We start from the raw sequence: 18,840 nt of genomic DNA on the forward strand, positions 1-18,840 counted from the left end.
GGGCCCGACCACTGGAGCAGTGGTCGGGCCCTCGTGGCGTTCCGTCAGATCCGGCCGAACGCCCGCAGCATGTACTCCTTGCGGTCCGCCGGGTTGAGGTCGGTGCGGCGCCGGCTCGGCACCGGGCCGACGGCCGGCTGGAAGCTGTGGAACCGTGTCACCAGCACGCCCTCGCCCTGGCTCAGCCCCGGCAGCCGCTGCTCGAACTCCTGCACGGTGCGGGCCGGAATGGTCCCCTCCACCAGGCAGCTGCTGCCCTGCCCCCGGGTCGTCTCCGGGGTCGCACCGCACTCCACCAGGTTCAGCAGGACGGTGCTGGCACTCTCGGCCGGCACCTCCAGCTCGAACCGGTTGACCGGCTCGAAGACCTGCGTGCCCGCCTGCTTGAGCGCGTTCATCAGCACCAGCGGGGTGAGCTTGCGGAAGTCACCCGCCGCACTGACCGGGCTGGCGAACCCGGAGTGGGTCAGCGTCACCAGGATGTCCAGCACCTCCCAGCCGTTCAGCCCCTGCTGCAGGGTCGCCCGGGCGGCCTCCTCGACGGCCTTGTGGAAGGCGTGCGGCAGCGAGCCGAGCTCCACCGACCGGCGGAAGACGATCCCCGAGCCCGGCTCCCCGGGTTCGACCCGCAGGCCGATCGTGGCCCAGAAGAAGGTCTTGCTCCGGTAGTCGATCTCCTCCACCGACTCGCCGACCCCGATCGGGCGTTCGACGCAGATGATCCGGGTGCCCTCGAAGACCACGTCCAGCTTGTAGTCGTCGGCGAGGGTCGCCGCGATGACCTCCTTCTGCACCTCGCCGTAGAGCGAGACGGAGATCTCCTGCTCCTCGTCGTCCTTGCGGACGTTGATGAACGGATCCTGGTCGGCCAACTGCAGCAGCGCGTCGTAGAGTTCGGGCATCGCACCGGGCCGGGCCGGCCGGATCACGGTCTCCAGGCTCGGCGGCGCGAACAGGTGCTCGCCGTCCAGCCCCTCGCCGGAACCGAGCTGGTCGCCGATCCGGATGCCCTTGAGCCCCCAGACCTTGGCGATGTCACCCGCCCGGGCCTGCTCCTCCACCACCGCGGAGCCCCGGTCGAACACCTCGACCACGGTGGTCCGGCAGGGCAGTTCGACGACCGCGCCGTGCTGGTCGCGCCGGAAGACGGACACCTTCGACCGCGGCCCCAGCGTGCCCGTCCGCAGCCGCACGTAGGCGACCTTCTCGCCCGCCCAGCCGCGTTCGATCTTGAACACGGTGCCGTGGAGCGTGCCGTCGGCGCCGCCGTGATTGACCGGAAACAGCCTGGTGATCCCGTCGACGAGTGCGCCGATGCCGGCGTCGGCCACGGCCGAGCCGAAGAACACCGGGTGGACCTGTGCCCGGCGGGCCTGCCGGGCCAGTTCCTCGGTGTAGTCCCGTGCGGTCAGGGACGCCTCGTCGTCGAGGTAGCGGAGCAGGAAGTCGTCGCTGTGCCCGGCCAGGATGTCGGCCAGTTCGGAGGCGAACTCCGGATCGTCCGGCCCGATGGTCCGGGTGATCGCGCGTGCCTCGGGCGTGCCGAGCCCTTCGACCCTGGTCAGCGGCACGACGGTGGTCGAGAGCTCGGAGCGGATCTCGTCCAGCAGATCGGCGTACCGGGCGCCCATGCGGTCGATCTTGTTGACGAAGAGGATCACCGGCATGCGCATCTTGACCAGCGTGCGCATCAGCAGCCGGGTCTGCGCCTGCACGCCTTCCACGGCCGAGACGACGAGCACCACGCCGTCGAGCACGCCGAGGGCCCGTTCCACCTCGGAGATGAAGTCCGGGTGGCCGGGAGTGTCGATGAGATTGACCTTCACGTCGCCGACGGTGAAGGACACCACCGCGGAACGGATGGTGATGCCGCGCTGGCGTTCGAGTTCGTGCGAGTCGGTCTGGGTGTCGCCGCGGTCGACGCTGCCGACGCGGTCGATGACGCCGGCGGTGTGCAGCAGTCGCTCGGTCAGGCTGGTCTTACCGGCGTCGACATGCGCCAGGATTCCGATGTTCACGCTTGACAAGACGGAGTTCCCCTAGTTCTTCGGTCTTCGTACGGATAACCGGAGCAACGCGGATCTTTCGGGGCACGTCCTTCTCCTTGCGTGTCTGGCGGCGGCACGTCCTGATGGTCCAACCGGCCCTAGTCTAACAGAACTTGACGGATAGGCAGCCGATCGGCGGGGGTCGATCGGCGGGGGGTGTTTCCCTCGGGACAGTCCGGCTGGCCGATCTGGAAATGCGCAGGTGCCACCTGGGAAATGCGGCGCTGCCACCTTGTACGGACTCCTCTTGAGGCCCGCCGGAAGCCCGGATATACCTGGGTTCGAGGAAATGTCCGGCCGACATCGGAGGCATGATGAAGTTCAACATCCTGGGCCCGCTGGAAGTCCTCGACCGGGGAATTCCGTGCACCCCGAGCGCGCTGAAGGTCCGCTGGACGCTGGCGATCCTGCTGATGAGCGCGAACCGGATCGTCGACCTCGGCCTCATCATCGAGGAGATCTGGGGCGGCAGCCCGCCGCGGACAGTGGTCACCACCGCACAGACCTACATCTACCAACTGCGCAAGCTCTGTCGCCCCCAGGGGCGTGACGTCATCCTCACCAAGGCCCCCGGCTACGTGCTGCTGCTGGGGGAGGAGGAGCTCGACGCCCAGGAGTTCGAGCGCCTGCACACCGAAGGGGACCGCCTGCTGGCCGCCGGCCACCCCGAGGCCGCCGCGGAACGGCTGCGGCAGGCGCTGGGCCTGTGGCGGGGCGCCGCGCTGGCCGACATCCCGGTGGGCGGCGTGCTCGCCGGCCACGTCGCGGTCCTGGAGGAGATGCGCCTGCGCGCCCTGGAGCACCGCATCCTGGCCGACCGGCAACTCGGCCGCCATCGCGAACTCATACCGGAGCTGAGGCTGTTGACGCTCCACCAGCCGCTCAACGAGTGGTACCACGAACAGCTCATGCTCGCTCTCGACGCCGCCGGGCGCCGCAGCGAGGCGCTGCACGTCTATCGCACGCTCTACCGCAGGCTCGACGAGGACCTCGGGATCACCCCGTCGCGGCCGGTGCGGGACCTGCACAACGAGCTGCTGAGCGGCACCGGGCCCGCGCGGCAGCAGTTCCGGACGGCTGCCGCGCAGGCGGTGGAGCAGGGCCTGCGGGCCCGGTCGGCCTAGGGCAGGGCCTCAGTGCGACCGGGCCGGTCTTCCTGCGGTCGGGCCGGTCCTCCTGCGGTCGGGCCGGTCTTCCTGTGGTCGGGCCCACTGCCCGGGCCCGCTGGTCGAACCTGCTGGTCAGGCGGGCCCGGTCAGGCCCGGTGGCCCGCCGGCACCAGCATGGCGGCGGCTCGGGCCTTGTTGACGGCGTCGATCCGGGAGACCGCGTTGAGCTTGACGAAGACGTTCCGGAGATGGCGTTTGACCGTCCCGGGCGAGATGCAGAGCCGCCCGGCGATGTCCGAGTTGCTCAGTCCGTTCGCGACCAGCCCCATGACCTCGCGCTCCCGGCCGGAGAGCTGCCCGCCGCGCTGGCCGGCCATCCAGCCGAGGCCGGAGCGCGAGGCCATGATGTACACCCGCTCCCGGTCGGCGGTCAGGCCCCGGATCACCGGGCACAGGCACTCGCCGGCGGCGTCCTCCGTCAGGTAGGCGCTCACCCCGGAGTTGAGGTACATCTCCATCTCGCCCGGGTGTTCCTGGCGGCTCAGCACGACCACCCGGGCGCCCCGGTCGAGCAGCCGCCCGAGGGCCCGTTCGGTGTGGGCCGCCGACTCGCCCGCCCCGTACACCACGACGTCCACCCGCTGCCCCGCCAGGACCTCCAGCGCCTCGTCCACGTCGCCCACGGCGGCGTGGAGGGCGAGGTCGCTCTCGGCGGACAGCAACGCCCGGAGCCCCGTGCGCAGCAGGACGTTTCCCTCGACGACCAGAACCGTCGGACGGGTGTTGACAGGTGACACGATTGACCCCCGGTGGCGATAGGCACGAACGACCGACGAGCGGAGCGACCCCGGTCTGCCGGTCAATACGGCGCGATGGACGCTCCGGGCCCTGAAACGGGTGGCGGAAAGGCGATTCCCCTTCTCCGGATATCGACTCGGAGCGTCCGCGGCCCGGCGACGGGCGGCGGAACGACCGCGCCGAAGCCCTCCGGCGGCATGGTGGGCCGTGAACGAATTACGGACGGTTCCGACGGCCGGGCCGGTCTCGGTATTCCGGTGCCGGGTGGGACGATATCCGGTCGGGCGGGGCCCGCACCCCGCCGCTCGGCGGGGGCGGCCTGGGGCGCTCGTGAACGCGGCGGTGACCGTCGTGAACTGCACTGTTGTCAAGCCGCCGGCCGCAGGGGCGGCGCGGACCGGCGTGGCCGTGCCCGGAGACGGGCGCGGGACCTGTGGCCGGCCGGGGAAAGCAGCCATTCGTAGTCCTCCGGTGTGGGGGTCGATGGATGTTCGCGTTCGGGAGTAAATGGCGCGTCCGAGCGGTTTTTGGACTACCCCGCGCACGGCCGGACGTGGGATGACACCTCGCCGGCCGTGTCCGCAGCCGGTCGATCGAGCCCGCCGTGGAGGTGGCTCGATTTGACCGTGCGGGCTGAGGAGAACCTAACCTGATTCTTACTTTCGGCCCAAGGGCGGTTTTTCGCCGCGCGAACGCGACTAGATCACGGGACGATCTCGCCGGCCGTGCACGAAGGCGTGGCCCGCAGGAGCATGCCGGCCACCGGTGTTCGGCGACCCCGGCACCGGGGAAGGCGAGAACGAACGGTCGCCGGAGGGCCGGCGGCGCCCCCGCCCGGCGGCCCGAAACGATCGTGCCCACCACCGGCCGCACCGTCCCGCGCGGCGAGCCCGGTGAGCTGTGCACCCGCGGCTACTCCGTCATGCCCGGCTCATGCTCGGCTACTGGGACGAGCCCGAGCGCACCGCGGACGCCGTGGACGCGTACTGCGCCGGGCGGCCGGCCCACGTCGAGGTCCCGCGCTACGTGCACGTGGTCGAGGAGTTCCCGATGACGGTCACCGGCAAGATCCGCACGGTCGAGATGCGCGAACAGGCGCTCCGCATCCCCGGCCCCTGACCCGCCCGAACGCCGACGGCCCGCCCCCTGCCCCGGGGACGGGCCGCCACCGTTCGCTGCTCGCGCCTCAGTACCGGGCGCCCCACTCCCGGTCGGTGGAGACGATCTCGCGGCCCAGCGGCATCAGCGAGATCGGGATCATCTTGAGGTTGGCCCAGCCGAAGGGGATCCCGATGATCGACAGGAACAGCGGGATGCTGGTGATCAGGTGCCCCAGCGCCAGCCACCACCCCGCGAACACCAGCCAGATCACATTGCCGACGCAGGACGCGGCCCCGGCGTCCGGCCGTTCGACGGCGGTCCGCCCGAACGGCCACAGGATGAAGCCGGCGATCCGGAACGAGGCAATGCCGAAGGGGATGGTGATGACGAGTACGCAGCAGATGATTCCGGCGAGCACGTAGGCGAGAGCCATCCAAATGCCGCAGAAAATCAACCAGATGACATTGAGGATGAATTTCACTGCGCTCATGCTCGGTACCTTCTCATGGCTGGTGGTGTTGAAGTACGACCCTGCCATGCCCGCCGGCGAGCGTGTCTACGCCCTTAGGGGTGGATCCTCAGGGATCGATCCGGGTTGCCGAGCCGGAGATGGGCGCTTGGGCGCTCCTTCGGGCTCACCGCCCGCCGAGGACGGCCAGGTGCCCGACAGCCGACGTCGAAAGACTGTCGAGTATTGCCTCCCCCCTTCGTTGCGGTGCCGAGTGAAGGCGAGCCGATGATGCCGCCCTCGGCCTCGAAGCGTCCGGTCGGGCCGCCGACCACCTTGGAGCGGCCGGGCCGGTACTCCTCCAGGAAGAGCACACAGTTCTCGGACACGGTGAACAGCGGGTCGTCCTTGATCTGGTGGGTGGACGGCGTTGTCCACGACGCCGCCGGACGCTCCCCGGCGGGTCACGCCCGGCAGGGCCCGGCAGTTGGGCTACATCCAGCTGGCACGTGCGGGGACCTGGTCAGGTACGTCAGGGCTGCGGGGTCGGGTCCGTGCGCCCCGGAAAGGTGTACACCGCCTTGACAATGTCGGAGATCAGGTAACTGCCGTCCGGCTGGCGTTGGAGCTGTAGACGCGCAATCGGAAATTCCCTGGGTGTCTGGTGCCAGCCGTTGTCCGCCGCATAGGCGCAGACGATGCTTGCTTCCAGCCTGACCAGGTCGCCGGTGAGCTCATGCGGGTCGGTGTGGCCCTCCTGGGGTCCCACGGTCGCGTTCATGACCACGGACCAGCCTCGCCGTGCGGTCACCTCGGCGGGCCAGGCCGCGCTGTCTCCCGTGCACGCGTTCAGCCCTCCGCCGGCAGCTGCCAGTTCGGGTGTCAGATATCTGCGGGCCCTGTTCAGAACTGCCGCCGGCCCGGTGTCTCCGCGGGCCACGTCGAAGCTCCCCGAGGTGACCACCCAGGCCGTCGCGACGGACTCCGCGTCGTGCTGGTCGACCGTCAGCGGCGGGGTTTGAGCGACAGGGCGCTCCTTGGGTGGCACCGGCGGCTCCTTCATGGGATCGCCTCCCGGTACGGAGGAGAAGGTGTAGCCGGCCGGAGCGACGGCCACTGCGGTGCCCGGGATTTCCGTCTCGTCCTCGTCGAAGCACGGGTTGCAACGGACGCGTTCACCGGCGCCCGCGCGGTAGTCGGTCTCCCAGCCTCTCCCGAGGGTGTTCAGCACGGTGCCGCGTTCCATCCGCACTCCGGAGATGTGGAACGGGCGGTCGCCGTCCTTGAGCGTCCAGGTGTGATGCTTGCCGTCGAGGGTGCCCTCGACCGTGAGCACGTAGTCGTAGCTGTGCCGGGTCGCGAGCACGGTCAGGCTGATGATCTCCGGCTTCTGGTTCTCCAGGTAGAGGTACTTGTCGGTGAAGTACGGGGCGAAGGACACCGGCCCGTTCGCCGCGATCAGCGCGATGGGGTCGGTGGCGTCCAGGTCGACGCCCATGTCGATCTTCTTGCCTTCCCCCTGGCCGGTGCAGTCCACGACCGTGCCGGGCACCGGGTCGTAGGGCCGGCCCACGACCGTCGCCCGCACCTGCTCGATCGCCACGGTGTGGCCGGCGCCGACCATCGAGACCGAGAGCGACGAGGCACCCACGTCCGTGCCGCCCTGCGCGTGCGACCAGGCTCTGGCGGCACCGCAGTCGGTGACGACGGGCAGCTCGGTCGGCATGACGGTCTTCGGGACGATGGCGGTCGTGTTGGCATCGCCGTGTTCGGGGTCGTAGCGGGCGCTGAGCCCGGGCCCGCTGTTCCCGTCCGTTCCGTGCAGCGCCCAGTACGTCGTGCCGGCGACCAGCAGTGCCAGGACGCATGCCACGACCACCAGCAGGCGAGGGCGGGGGCGCAGGCCCGCCAGCATGGAGACGACGCCGCCCATGAACACGTTTCCGTGGATGGTGCTGTGGCTGATCTCGTTCCGCGTGTCACGCTGATCGCCCAATCCACCCACCCCGTCCGCCCGATCCGCGTCAACCACAGTGCAGCCCCCAACGAGCAAAGGGAAGACCCCGTCCGGGGCCTGCGGTGTTTCAGCGGACAGCACCGGCCCCGGTGGCTGCCGGTCCTCGCGGATCTCGAAGGTCATTGCACTCTCCGACTGGGGCGTTGCAACGATCCCCAGAACTCGAGCCCGTGTCGGCGAGGGGCTTTCGTCGCCGAACCGTGGACGGCGCCCTGGTCGGCCACCATGTTCACTGAGCCCCCGGTCTGCTCCCTGGTGACTGGCGGATGACGACGAAGCGCTGCCCGCGGTGACGTCGACCCGCAATGCCTGTGCCGATCAGGTTCATGCAAGGAATGAACGTGTTGATGCCTCATGGCGGTCACCTTCGGTCATGGCAGGATTCTCGACCGATGGCGATACGGGGAGCAGGGGCGTGGCAAGTCCGGTGATCCCGCGAGTTCGCTGGTCAGGCAATGCCCGGGAGACCGAGCGGGCGGGTGAAGGGCTGGTAGGGCGCGGATTGTTCACCGGTCTCGACAGCGCCGAAGAGAACGTCAGACGTGCCCGCGCAGCCGGACCAGGACCGTGTCGCCGGGCAGTGAGGCGAGGTAGGCCTCACTGCCCGGCCACACGGTGGGCCCCGGCCGTTCGTGGGGGCACTGGCTCGGGTCGCAGGTGGCGTGCACAGCGTTGCTGCCACCCTCCAGCCACCAGCCGTCGAGGGTGAGCACGTCAGTGCTCGGCGGGTACGGCGAGGTGAGCCGGCGGATGTAGGCGTCGCGGTCGCCGTCGTGGGTGATGACGGGGTGTTCCGAGGGGTTGGGGAAGCTCAGGTTGCCCCGGCGGAGGCTGTGGGGGTGGTCGAGGAACGCCCTCAATCCGCTCGGCGACCTGCGCTGCCCACTCCATCCGGCCATGCCCGGAGTGAGCAGTGGCGGGAGCTGGTCCCGGCAGGGGGTCAGTGCGCGTCGCGGCAGCCGCCGGTGGGGGTGCAGAGGGTGAGGGTGAGCGGGCGGCCGGTCGGGGGGATCCGGTAGTGGTAGGTCGCGAAGGTGACGAGGGTGCCGGCGCCGAGGTCGAGGGTGCGGCGGCGGACGGGGCTGACCAGGTGGTCGGGGTCGCCGGAGACGGTGATGTCGCCGACCTGGCCGCGGTAGGCCGTGAAGGCGTAGGAGTCCACGCCCGCTGTGGTGTCGGCGGGCATGGGGGTGCGGGGCAGGAGGTCCGCGATCGCGGCGTACCAGACGGTGGTGGGCGTCACGCCCGCGTGGTTGACGACGGCGTAGCAGACGTCGAGGTTGTCCGGCAGCCAGAGGGCCACGGCTCGGGCCTGCCCGTCGGTGTCGAGGACCACCATGGTCGTCAGGGTCGGCTTCGGGCACTGCGGCGGCAGGTTGAGCCCGCCCACGAGGTCCGCGATCCACTGGGCGGAGGGCGGGGCGGCCTCGGGGAGCGGTACCGGGTGGCGGAAGGTGCCGGGGTCGAGGGCCGGGTCGCAGGCGGTGGCCGGGCCGAGGGCCGTCACCAGTGCCAGTGTCGAACAGAGCGCCCCGAGGCGGCGTCGCATCGTGTCCCCTCCTCCTCCCGGTACGACGGGTGGGCCCCAGGATGCGCCCGGTTCCGGGCGGCGACAAGGTTCTGGGCGGCGACAAGGCTGTGGGCCGCCCCGGAGTCCTGCCGCCGCCCGGAACCGCGTGGGTCAGGCCGGGCGGGGGAGGTAGGCCAGGCCGTGGGCGCCGGGCTCGGCCTGCTTGGGGACGGTGAGGCGGGTGACGGGGGTCAGGGTGTCGAGGTCGATGACGTCGACGGTGGAGGAGACGACGGAGGCGACGTACCCGATCCGGCCGTCGGGGGAGGAGGTGATGGTCAGCGGGAACTCCCCGATCTCGACGGAGCCGAGCTCCCGGTGGGTGGCGGCGGAGAAGACGGTCAGGCGCCCCGGGGTCTGGTGGCCGAGTGGAGAGCCGGGGCCGGCGGTGGCGTGGATCTCGCCGGCCAGGAGGCGGCCGCTGCTGGTCAGGTGGACCGGCAGGACGGCGGAGCCGGTGGGCAGCACGTCGACCACGGAGGTCGTACGGGTGTCCAGGACGCGGATGCCGGGCACGGCGTCGGGCTTCCCGGCGAAGCCGAGGTAGGGCCCGCCGACGTACACCCGGGCGCCGTCGGCGGAGACGGCCAGGCCCTCGCTGCCGGGGACGGCGACCTTGGCGGTCAGCGTGCCGCGGTCGAGGTCGACCACGGAGACGTACGGGGCCTCCTTGTTGGTGGCGTAACCGGTGCGCCCGTCCGGGGAGATGGCGAACCAGTGCGGGCCCGGGGCGTCGGTGTCGATCCGGCCGAGCGGGCGGCGGGTCGCGGTGTCGACGACGACCACGCCGCCGGGGCGGTCCGCCGAGGCCTCGACGCTGACGTAGAGCCGGCCGCGGACCGGGTCCAGGGCCAGGCCGTGCGGGCCGTGCTCGGGGGCGAGGTCGATCACCTCGACGATGGTGCGGGTGTCGGCGTCGATGACGGTCAGTTCGGTGCTGTGGCCGTCGTGGGCGTTGTAGTAGCCGGCGCGGTACGCACTGGTGCACCAGAGCAGGCGCTGCGTCGGGTCGAAGCACAGCTCGTGCGGCTGGGCCGGGACTTCGACGGTGTCGAGCAGGGCGTCGGTGCCGGCGTCGAAGAAGGAGACGGTCGGGCCGCTCTGGCTGACGACGGCGAGGACGTCGCCGGCGAGGTGCGCGCGGGCGTCGAGGTGGGCACGGGGGTCGAGGTCGGCGCGGGTGTCGAGGGGGGTGTTCGGCACGGGAACTCCTGGTATCCGGTCGGGGTGTCGCTGCGGCCGTTGTGGCCGCTGTGTCCCGATGTCCTTCGGGAACGGTTCCACTGTGCTCGCCCGAGGCCGCTCGAACCATGCAAGGATCGGCATCGGATCATTGCCCGGCCCGCAAAAGTGCAGCTCAGGAGCGATCGATGGACCTCAACCTGCTGCGGGCGCTGGACGCCCTGCTCCAGGAGAACAGCGTGACCCGGGCCGCCGAGCGGCTCGGCACCTCGCCGGCGGCGGCGAGCCGGATGCTGGCCCGGCTGCGCCGCGCGGTCGGCGACCCGCTGCTGGTACGGGCCGGGCAGGGGCTGGTGCCGACCCCGCGGGCGCTCGAACTGCGCGAGGAGGTGGCGGAGTTGCTGCGGGGGTGCGACAACGTGCTGCGGCCCGGGGCGGGTTTCGACCCGGTGCACCTGGAGCGGACCTTCACGGTACAGAGCACGGACGCGGTGCTGGTCCGGGCGGCCGGCCGGCTGACCGGGCGGATCCGGGCCGAGGCCCCGGGCGTGGACGTGCGGTTCCTGCCGGAGTCGCTGGAGGGCGGACCGGGCCTGCGCCAGGGGCAGGTGGACGTCGAGGTCGGCGTGCTGGGGCAGTTGGATCCGGAGATCCGTACCCGGTCGCTGGTGACCGCGCCGGTGGCCGGTGTGGCGCGGGCCGGGCACCCGCTGTTCGAGGGGCGGATCACCGCGCGGCGGTTCGCCGCCGCCGACCACATCGGCGTCTCGCGGCGCGGCAAGCGGCTCGGGCCGATCGACGCGGCGCTGGCCGAGCGCGGCCTGCGCCGCCGGGTCGCGGTGGTGGTGCCCAGCCACACCGCCGCGATGCTGCTGGCCCGGGACTCCGACCTGGTGACGCTCGGGGTCGCGGACTGGCTGCCGGAGGCCTTCGAGGCGCTGGGCCTGCGCACCTTTCCGATCCCGCTCGAACTCCCGCCGCTGGAGCTGGGGATGGCCTGGCATCCGCGCAACTCGGTCGATCCGGCGCACCGTTGGTTCCGCGCGCACCTGGCGGCGGCGGTGCGGCAGGGGCAGGGGCAGGGGCAGGGGCAGGAGTAGCAGCGGGAGCAGGGGCAGGAGTAGGAGCAGGGGCAGGGGCCGCAGCCGCTGAAACGGCTGCGGCCCCGGATCGCCCGTGAGGCCGAGGGGCCGAGGGGCTGAGGGGCCGAGGGGACGGCCGCGTCACTTGCCCGCGATGACCTGCCCCATCGCGGCCAGCGTCGGCGAGCCGTTGTTCCAGTAGTCGGAGTGTCCCGCGTCCGGGTCGGTGGGCAGGATGTTCGCGCCGAACTCGGGAGTGGTGGTCTGGCGGCCGTGGATCAGGTGGTGGTCGCCGTCACCGAAGCCGAAGTCGGACTTGACGTTGTCCCAGGCGTTGTCCGCCAGCCCGCCCGGGTCGATGGCGCTCGCCATGCCGATCATGTCGGCCTGGCTCTGCGCCGCGTACACGTGCGACGGGTCGATGCGGAGGTCCTTGGCGGAGTCGACGCCGGCGCCGGGGCTGGCGATGAGGACGACGTTGTCGACCGGGAGCCCGTGGTCCTTCATGGTGTAGCCGATCGTCGTGGTGCCGTAACTGTGCCCGAGGATCGTGTTGTTGGCGATGGTCCCGTTGTGGGTGGCGTGCAGTCCGTTCTCGAAGCCGACCAGCTTGTTCTCGGCGTCCTTCGCGTACTGGTCGTCGGCGGCCTCGGGGACGAGGTTCTGCGGGGCGTCGTAGCCGATCCAGCTGATCGACGAGGTGGTCCGGCCGGTACCGGCGGCGTCGGCCGCGGCGACCATCGCGTCCGAGCGGCTGATGTCGCCGTCGACCTTGCCGAGTCGGGCGCCGGTGCCGGGGACGTACGTCGACACGTTGTCGGCGGTGTCCGGGTTGTTGATCGCGACGATGGCGTGGCCCTTGCCGTTGGTGTCGAAGCCCAGCAGGAACGCGGGCGGGTGGGCCGCGTCGACCTGGGTGCCCAGCCGGCCCTGGATCGCGTTGATGCCGTTCATCTTCTCGGTGAGGTCGTCGTGCTGCTGCTTCCAGAGCTTGTGCGCCGGGCTGTCGTAGGCCCCGTACGGCGTCGCCACCGTCGAGTCCGGCTCGGGGCCGAGCGCGTCGAGCTGGTGCTGGATGTCCGTCTTGGCCCGGGCGAGGTTGATCCGGTTGGCCTGGTCGCGGCCGGTGGCGGGGATGCCGTCGAGGTTCCCGATCTGGTCGGGGTGGTTGAGGATCATCCGGTGCTGCTGCTCGTCGGTGAGGCTGTTCCACCAGGCCTGGACGCTGTTCGGGTCGGTGCCGGCGCCGGGGACCTGCTCCAGGGCGTTGGCGGCGGCCGTGTCGTTGGTGGCGACGGTGGAGTCGAGGCCGGTGCCGTTGGTCGCGTTGGTGGTCAGGTGGGCCAGCCGGCTGCTGATCGTCCGGTCGGCGTGGTCGGCCTCGGTGAGGGCGGCGCTGATCCGGTCCCGGATGTCCTTGGCGTGCTCCGGGGCGCCGTGCCCGGCGAAGGTGAGGGAGTCGGGGTTGTTGTCCCAGGTGATGCCGCCGTCGGGGGCGACGGTGAGGCCCTGGGCCTTGGCGTCGTCGAGGGCGCTGATCAGGTGGGCCTGGGCGGCTGCGAAGCCTTCGGAGGCGTCGTGCAGGGCCCGGCCGATCAGGCCGATCTCCTGTTGGGCGGCCTGGAGTTCGTCGTGCAGCGCCTGCATCCGGGTCTGGGCGTGGCCGCCGGCCGTGCCGGTCCACTCGGAGCGGTTCAGCCGGTCGACGACCTCGTGCTGCCAGTTCTCCACGTGCTGTCCGAAGGCGGTGGAGAGGGTGTCGAAGGCCGTCTTGGCGATGGCGAGGTTGCCGAAGTCGGCGTCGTGGAGCGTCTTGATGTCCATCGGTTACTCCGCCGCTCTCGCGCTGCGGGGCTTGACCGGGCCGGGGACGACGACGGTGCCGAACGGGTCCGGCTCGGTGGTGGTCGGGACCGGGGTGTCCGGGTGGATCATGTTGGTGTGGATGTCCTGCTCGACCTGTCGGTAGTAGGTCGCCGAGGTGCCGAGCTTGGTGCCGAAGTCGCCCATGTCGCCGCCGAGCCGGTCCAGCAGGGTCTTCCAGCTGCTGCCGCAGGTGGTCAACGCGGCGGCGGTGAGCCAGCCTTGCAGGGTGCCGGCGGCCTGGCTGCACGGCTCGGTGATCTTCGCGGTCTCGCCGGGTATGAGACCGCCGATGTGCTGCGCGCTCTGTCCGCAGCCGTCCAGCTCGGACGGTTTGACCTTGAACGCCAAACCCGCGTCGGGTTCTGCCATTTCTTCGTTCCCCCGTCAGTTCCGGACCGTGGCCGGACCGGTGGCCGGACGGTTGCCGGGCCGGTCCGAGCGACAACTGACGACGCATGCTAGCGGATCGTCGAGAACGGAAAAGGGGTTTGACCAGGGCGTGTGCGAAGGGGCCGCACCTCGGTAAAGGTGCGGCCCCGAAGGAGAGTTGGGCTACTTGGCCGGAGTGCCGTCGGGCCAGACGCAGGGCGAGCTGACCTGGAGGGTGAGATCGTGACCGGACTCGGAGGTTCCGTTCAGGATCGCAAGGAACTGGTTCTGCGGGTTCCTCAGCCGGATCCAGTCGACCTTGGAGCCGGTCGGCTCCGGCACGGCCCGGAAGCCCTGCCCGGTCAGGTAGTCGCGGAAGGCGCTCACCGTCCGGGACTTGGCATCCGACGGTACGTCACCGAGGTCGCGGACCCGGCTGGTCTGCTTGCGGCCGTGCGGGCCGATGTCGTTGGCGTCGCACTCCAGATCGCTGAACGCGGGCGGCGACGACACCGGCTGGACCGGCAGCCGGGCCTGGACGGCGGCGAGATAGCCGTCGATCTGCGTCTTCGCCTGGTCCAGGGTGATGGTGGGCTGCGCGCGCTCCTGGAGGGTGTCGGCCCCGCAGGCGCTCAGGGCGGTGACGGTGACCGCCAGCAGGGCGGCGGCGGAGAGCCGCCTGATCAGCGGGAAATCCTTAGTGGCGCTCATGAGTTGGGCTTTCCGGCGATGACCTGGCCCATGGCGGCCAGGGTGGGTGAGCCGTTGTTCCAGTAGTCGGAGTGACCGGCGTCGGGGTCGACGGGCATGACGTTCGCACCGAACTCCGGGACGGTGGTCTGCCGGCCGTACATCAGGTGGTGGTCGCCGTCGCCGAAGCCGAAGTCGGTCTTGATGTTGTCCCAGAGGTTGTCCCCCGCCCCGCCGGGGTCGGTGGCGGCGGCCCAGCCGATCGCGTCGGCGGGGCTCTGCGCGGCGTACACGTGGGAGGGGTCGATCCGCAGGTCCTTGGCGTTCTCGACACCGGCGCCGGGGCTGGCGATCAGGACGGCGTTGTCGACCGGGAGGCCGTGGTCGCGCATGGTGTAGCCGACGACCGTGGTGCCGTAACTGTGGGCCAGGATGGTGTTGTTCCCGATCTTCCCGTCGTGGGTGGCGTGCAGCCCGTTCTCGAAGCCGACCAGCTTGTCCTCCGCGTTCTTCGCGTAGGTGTCGTCAGCGGCCTCGGGGATGATGTTCTGGGGCGCGTCGTAGCCGACCCAGGTGATCGACGAGGTGGTCTTGCCGGTGCCCGCGGCGTTGGCGGAGGCGACCATCGCGTCCGAGCGGTTGATGTCGCTGTTGATGCTGCCGAGCCGGGCGCCGGTGCCGGGGACGTACGTCGACACGTTGTCGGCCGTGTCGGGGTTGTTGACCGCGACGATGGCGTGGCCCTTGCCGTTGGTGTCGAAGCCCATCAGGAAGGTCGGCGGGTGCTGGCCGTCGACCGGCGTGTTCAGCCGGCTCTCGATGGCGTTGATGCCGTTCATCTTGTCCGCCAGCTCGTCGTGCTTCTGCTGCCAGTCCGTGTAGGCGGGGTTCGGGCGGATGAACCTGCCGGTGCCCACGGTCGCCGCCGGCGCGGGGCCGAGCGCGTCGATCTGGTGCTGGACGTCCTGCTTGCCGCGGGCCAGGTTGATCCGGTTGGCCTCGTCCCGGCCGGTGACGGGGATGCCGTCGAGGTTCCCGATCTGGTCCGGGTGGTTGAGGATCAACCGGTGCTGCTGCTCGTCGGTCAGTCCGTTCCACCAGGCCTTGACACTGTTCGGGTCGGTGCCGGCGGCGGGGATCTGGCCGAGGGCGTCCGCGGCGGCCTGGTCGGCCTTCGCGGTGGCGGAGTCCAGGCCGGTACCGTTGGTGGCGTTGGTGGCCAGGTGGCCGAGCCGGGAGTTGATGGTCTGGTCGGCGTGGTCGGCCTCGTTGAGGGCGGCGGTGATCCGGGCCTGGATCTGCTTGGCCTGCGACTCGGCGTCCGTGCCCGCGAAATCGGGGGAGTTGGGGTCCTTCTCCCAGGTGATCCCGCCGTCCGCGGCGACGGTCAGCTTGTGGGTCCTGGCGTCGTCCAGGGCGTTGATCAGGTGGGCCTGGGCGGCCGCGAAGCCGTCGTAGGCGTCCTGCAAGGCCCGGCTGACCAGGCCGAGTTCCTGCTTGGCGGCCTGGAGTTCGGTGCCCAGGTTCGAGATCCGGGTGTTGGCGTGCCCGGCGGCGGTCCCGGTCCACTCGGAGTGGTTCAGCCGGTCGACGACCTCGTGCTGCCAGTTCTCGATGTGCTGGCCGAAGGCGGTGGCCAGGGTGTCGAAGGCGTTCTTGGCGCTGGTGATGCCGATGACGTCGGCGTCGTGCAGGGTCTTGATGTCCATCGCTACTCGGCCGCCTTCGCGCTGCGCGGCTTGACCGGGCCGGGGACCACGGTGGTGTCGAAGGGGTCCGGCTCCGGCGCGTTCGAGACGGGCGCGTTCGGGTTGCGCATGCTGTTGTGGGCGTTCTGCTCGGCCTGCCGGTAGTAGGTGGCCGAGGTGCCGAGCTTGGTGCCGACGTCACCCATGTCGCCGCCGAGCTTGTCCAGCAGGGTCTTCCAGTTGGTGCTGCAACTGGTGATCGCGCCGGCGGTGAGGAAGCCCTTGAGGCCGCCGGCCGCCTGGCTGCACGGATCGGTGATCTTCGCGGTCTCGCCCGGTATCAGCCCGCCGATGTGCTGGGCGCTCTGCCCGCAGCCGTCCAGCTCGCCCGGCTTGACCTTGAACTCCAGGCCCGCGTCAGGTTCTGCCATTTCTTCGTTCCCCCGTCAGTTCCGGACCAGTCGCTGGGCGGTCCGTGATGATCGAACTGACGACGCATGCTAGCGGATTCTTAACACACAACCCGACGAACGTGGACCTCTCGGACGCGAAGGGGCCGCACCCCTTGGGAGGTGCGGCCCCGAACGAGATCCGGGCTCAGGCCGGTGGCGTGCCGTCGGGCCAGACGCAGGGGGAGCTCACCCGGAGGGAGAGGTCGTGACTGGAGTCGGAGACCCCGTCCAGGGTGGCCAGGAAGCCGTCCTTGGGGCTCCTCAGCCTGATCCAGTCGGAACGTGAACCGGCGGCGTCCGGATCCGGCTCGAAGCCGCGGCCGGTCAGGAACTCGCGGAAGGCCTTTGCGGCCTCGGCCTTGCGCTCGGGAGGGACGTCGCCGAAGTCGTACTCCCGGCGACTCTGCGTCCGGCCGTGCGGGCCGATGTCGTTGGCGTCGCACTCCAGGTCGCTGAAATCCCCGGGGCTCTTCGCCGGTTTGACCGGCAGCGCGGCCAGGGTGTCCGCGAGGTAGCCGTCGATCTGCTTCTTGGCCGCATCGAGCGTGATCGTGGGTTTCGACCGCTCCTGCACGGTGTTCGCCCCGCAGGCGTTCAGAGCCGGTACGGCGGCCAGCACTGCGGCGGCGGCGATGACCCGCCTGATCAGGAGGGCGTGTGCGCTGCTGTTCATGAGACCGGCTTCCCGGCGATGACCGCGCCCATGGCCGGCAAGGTGGGGGAGTCATCGTTCCAGTAGTCGGAGTGGTCGCCCTTGGGGTTGGTGGGCAGGATGTGTGCGCCGAACTCGGGGACGGTGGTCTGCCGACCGTGGATCATGTGATTGTCGGTGTCGACCCCTCCGACGTGCACGCCGTTGGCGTCCACGCCGGAGTAGTAGTTCCCTACACCCCATATCTCCGCGTAGTAGTCGCGGATGTTCTTCGCCATCCCCTTGGGGTCGGCGGCATCGGCCCAGCCGATGGAGTCGCCTTCGCTCTGCGCCGCGTACACGTGGGACGGGTCGATCCCCAGGTCCCCGGCGTGTTCGACCCCGGCGCCGGGGCTGGCGATCAGGACGACGTTGTCCACCGGGAGACCCTTGTCGCGCATGGCGTAGCCGACGGTCGTGGTGCCGTAGCTGTGGGCCAGGACCGTGTTGTTATCGATCTTTCCGTCGTGGGTGGCGTGCAGCCCGAGCTCGAAGCTGCGCAGTTTGTCCTCGGCGTTCTTCGTGTACGTATCGTCCGCAGCCTCGGGGATGATGCTCTGCGGCGCGTCGTAGCCGACCCAGGTGATCGATGAGGTGGTGCGAGGATCCCCGGCCTTCTGGTTGGCCTTGTCGGCCGAGGCGACCATCAGGTCCGACCGTTCGATGTCGCTGTTGATGCTGCCGAGCCGGGCGCCGGTGCCGGGGACGTAGGTCGACACGTTGTTCGCCGTGTCGGGGTTGTTGACCGCGATGATGGCGTGGCCGTGGCCGTTGGTGTCGAAGCCCAGCAGGAAGGCCGGCGGGTCCTTCTTCTGCAATCGGCTCTCGATGCTCTCGATGCCGCGCTTCTTGTCCTCCAGCTCGGCGCGCTTCTTCTTCCACGCCGTGTAGTCGGGATTCTCGACGGGCCCGCCGTTGGTCTCCGCAACGCTCAGCATCTTCTTCGGTTCGGGGCCGAGGCCGTCGAGCTGGCGCTGGATGTCCTCCTTGCCCTTGCGCAGGTTGATCAGGTTGGCGTCGTTCCGGGCAGTTGCGGGGATGCCGTCGAGGTTGCCGATCTTGTCGTGCTCGGTCTGGATCATGTGCTGCTGCTGGGCGTCGGTCAGGCCGTTCCACCAGGCCTTGACGCTGTTCGGGTCGGTGCCGGCCGGGGGTACCTGACTGAGGGCGTCCGCGGCGGCTTGGTCGGCCTTCGCGATGGCGGAGTCGAGGCCGGTGCCGTTGGTGGCGTTGGTGGCGAGGTGGCCGAGCCGGGCGTTGATGGTCTGGTCGGTGTGGTCGGCCTCGCTGAGGGCGTTGGCGATCCGCTTGCTGATCTCCTTGGCCGTGGCCTCCGCCTTGTCCCCGGCGTAGTTGGGGGAGTTGGGGTCCTTGTCCCAGGTGATCCCGCCGTCCGGGGCGACGGTCATCTTGTTCTTCTTGGCGTCGTCCAGGGCGCTGATCAGGTGGGACTGCGCCGCCGCGATGCCTTCGGCGGCGTCGGCGAGGGCCTTGCTGATCAGGCCGAGTTCCTGCTTGGCGGCCTGGAGTTCGGTGCCCAGGTTCGAGATCCGGGTGTTGGCGTGCCCGGCGGCGGTCCCGGTCCACTCGGAGTGGTTCAGCCGGTCGACGACCTCGTGCTGCCAGTTCTCGATGTGCTGGCCGAAGGCGGAGAAGAGCGTGTCGTAGGCGTTCTTCGCGGTGGTGATGTTGTTGATGTTGGCGTCGTAGAGGGTCTTGATGTCCATCG

16 protein-coding genes and 1 pseudogene are annotated in these 18,840 nt (G+C 70.3%); 3 read left to right on the forward strand and 14 right to left on the reverse strand.

Features of this window, described 5'->3' with window-relative positions; genetic code table 11:
• Window positions 1-44: 44 nt before the first annotated feature.
• Window positions 45-2,027, reverse strand: a complete 1,983-nt coding sequence (locus ACZ58X_RS27875; protein WP_470336333.1) for a GTP-binding protein — start codon at window positions 2,025-2,027, stop codon at window positions 45-47.
• Window positions 2,028-2,362: 335 nt separating this feature from the next.
• On the opposite strand from ACZ58X_RS27875, the gene ACZ58X_RS27880 reads away from it, so the two are divergent.
• A complete protein-coding gene (locus ACZ58X_RS27880; protein ID WP_470336334.1) occupies window positions 2,363-3,172 on the forward strand; it encodes an AfsR/SARP family transcriptional regulator in 810 nt (269 codons plus the stop codon).
• Window positions 3,173-3,303: 131 nt separating this feature from the next.
• Here ACZ58X_RS27880 and ACZ58X_RS27885 read toward each other — a convergent pair whose 3' ends face one another.
• Window positions 3,304-3,954 (reverse strand): response regulator transcription factor, encoded by a 651-nt coding sequence (locus tag ACZ58X_RS27885; RefSeq protein WP_470336335.1) that lies wholly within the window; start codon window positions 3,952-3,954, stop codon window positions 3,304-3,306.
• An 845-nt stretch (window positions 3,955-4,799) separates the two neighbouring features.
• Between ACZ58X_RS27885 and ACZ58X_RS27890 the strand changes: the two are divergent.
• A pseudogene (locus ACZ58X_RS27890) lies at window positions 4,800-5,074 on the forward strand (hypothetical protein); the annotation flags it as partial.
• 67 nt (window positions 5,075-5,141) lie between these two features.
• Here the strand turns inward: ACZ58X_RS27890 and ACZ58X_RS27895 are convergent.
• The 5 genes from ACZ58X_RS27895 to ACZ58X_RS27915 all read right to left on the reverse strand — a co-directional run bounded on the left by ACZ58X_RS27895 (window position 5,142) and on the right by ACZ58X_RS27915 (window position 10,294).
• A complete protein-coding gene (locus tag ACZ58X_RS27895; protein WP_470336336.1) occupies window positions 5,142-5,537 on the reverse strand; it encodes a YccF domain-containing protein in 396 nt (131 codons plus the stop codon).
• 499 nt (window positions 5,538-6,036) lie between these two features.
• Complete coding sequence (locus ACZ58X_RS27900; RefSeq protein ID WP_470336337.1) at window positions 6,037-7,644, reverse strand: hypothetical protein; 1,608 nt, start codon at window positions 7,642-7,644, stop codon at window positions 6,037-6,039.
• A 413-nt stretch (window positions 7,645-8,057) separates the two neighbouring features.
• Window positions 8,058-8,420 (reverse strand): hypothetical protein, encoded by a 363-nt coding sequence (locus ACZ58X_RS27905; RefSeq protein WP_470336338.1) that lies wholly within the window; start codon window positions 8,418-8,420, stop codon window positions 8,058-8,060.
• A gap of 41 nt (window positions 8,421-8,461) precedes the next feature.
• Complete coding sequence (locus ACZ58X_RS27910) at window positions 8,462-9,070, reverse strand: hypothetical protein (protein ID WP_470336339.1); 609 nt, start codon at window positions 9,068-9,070, stop codon at window positions 8,462-8,464.
• A gap of 132 nt (window positions 9,071-9,202) precedes the next feature.
• Window positions 9,203-10,294 carry a YncE family protein gene (locus ACZ58X_RS27915; protein WP_470336340.1) on the reverse strand — a complete coding sequence of 364 codons (1,092 nt, stop codon included), beginning with the start codon at window positions 10,292-10,294 and terminating at the stop codon, window positions 9,203-9,205.
• 167 nt (window positions 10,295-10,461) lie between these two features.
• Here ACZ58X_RS27915 and ACZ58X_RS27920 point away from each other — a divergent pair, with 167 nt between their 5' ends.
• The gene (locus ACZ58X_RS27920) at window positions 10,462-11,373 is read left to right on the forward strand and encodes a LysR family transcriptional regulator (RefSeq protein WP_470336341.1); all 912 of its coding nucleotides are present in this window, start codon (window positions 10,462-10,464) and stop codon (window positions 11,371-11,373) included.
• 123 nt (window positions 11,374-11,496) lie between these two features.
• On the opposite strand, the gene ACZ58X_RS27925 is transcribed toward ACZ58X_RS27920, so the two are convergent.
• From ACZ58X_RS27925 to ACZ58X_RS27955, 7 genes are all read right to left on the reverse strand, one after another.
• A complete protein-coding gene (locus ACZ58X_RS27925) occupies window positions 11,497-13,179 on the reverse strand; it encodes an alpha/beta hydrolase (protein ID WP_470336342.1) in 1,683 nt (560 codons plus the stop codon).
• A gap of 3 nt (window positions 13,180-13,182) precedes the next feature.
• Window positions 13,183-13,590 carry a hypothetical protein gene (locus ACZ58X_RS27930; RefSeq protein ID WP_470336343.1) on the reverse strand — a complete coding sequence of 136 codons (408 nt, stop codon included), beginning with the start codon at window positions 13,588-13,590 and terminating at the stop codon, window positions 13,183-13,185.
• 183 nt (window positions 13,591-13,773) lie between these two features.
• Entirely contained in the window at window positions 13,774-14,301 is a 528-nt protein-coding gene (locus ACZ58X_RS27935) for a hypothetical protein (RefSeq protein WP_470336344.1), read from the reverse strand.
• On the reverse strand, window positions 14,298-15,989 hold the full coding sequence (locus ACZ58X_RS27940) for an alpha/beta hydrolase (RefSeq protein ID WP_470336345.1): 1,692 nt from the start codon (window positions 15,987-15,989) through the stop codon (window positions 14,298-14,300). The genes ACZ58X_RS27935 and ACZ58X_RS27940 overlap by 4 nt, the downstream gene beginning before the upstream one ends.
• A 2-nt stretch (window positions 15,990-15,991) precedes the next feature.
• Window positions 15,992-16,399: a hypothetical protein gene (locus tag ACZ58X_RS27945; RefSeq protein ID WP_470336346.1), complete on the reverse strand. Its 408-nt coding sequence runs from the start codon at window positions 16,397-16,399 to the stop codon at window positions 15,992-15,994.
• Between the two features lie 166 nt (window positions 16,400-16,565).
• The gene (locus ACZ58X_RS27950) at window positions 16,566-17,093 is read right to left on the reverse strand and encodes a hypothetical protein (RefSeq protein WP_470336347.1); all 528 of its coding nucleotides are present in this window, start codon (window positions 17,091-17,093) and stop codon (window positions 16,566-16,568) included.
• On the reverse strand, window positions 17,090-18,838 hold the full coding sequence (locus ACZ58X_RS27955) for an alpha/beta hydrolase (protein WP_470336348.1): 1,749 nt from the start codon (window positions 18,836-18,838) through the stop codon (window positions 17,090-17,092). Before ACZ58X_RS27955 ends, ACZ58X_RS27950 begins: the two co-directional genes overlap by 4 nt.
• Window positions 18,839-18,840: the final 2 nt, after the last annotated feature.

Source organism: Kitasatospora sp. NPDC040550 (assembly GCF_055594965.1).